1 pseudogene is annotated in these 370 nt (G+C 50.0%); it reads right to left on the bottom strand.

Going from position 1 to position 370, the window contains the following annotated elements:
• Positions 1-370: pseudogene (locus HMPREF2983_RS10770) on the bottom strand (conjugal transfer protein TraG); the annotation flags it as partial.

Here is a 370-nt window from a genome sequence, read left to right as displayed (position 1 = left end):
GTAGGTCATCCGTATCGGAAAGTGTATGCAGACAAAGCATATTGTCTCCCACACGCACAAGGTCAGCACCCAGACGGATGTCCTCCAAAGACGCATGCCCTTCTTCAGATAGAGAGAAATACCTGTCAAGCAGACCGCCCTTTTCATTTGTGCCGACTAACTCTTCTTCAGTCATGCGGACAATCCTTATCTGCTCGGTATCGTTGATGATGCGCTCAAACTGGTCCACTGCTTCCATGAACTTCATCACTTCATCCTTGTTGGTGATTTCCTTGGGCAGCAGGTGTCCACGGCAGAGCGAAGAGAAGTTGCTCTGCTGTGCCATACGCTGCTTGGTGGTCTTGGTAAGGAAGAGATAGACTGAGTGGTG

The sequence above is a fragment of the Prevotella sp. HMSC077E09 genome (genome assembly GCF_001814685.1).
Lineage (GTDB): Bacteria > Bacteroidota > Bacteroidia > Bacteroidales > Bacteroidaceae > Prevotella > Prevotella oris.
The sequence above is the reverse complement of the archived record's forward strand: the minus strand, read 5'-3'. Positions and strand labels throughout refer to the sequence as shown.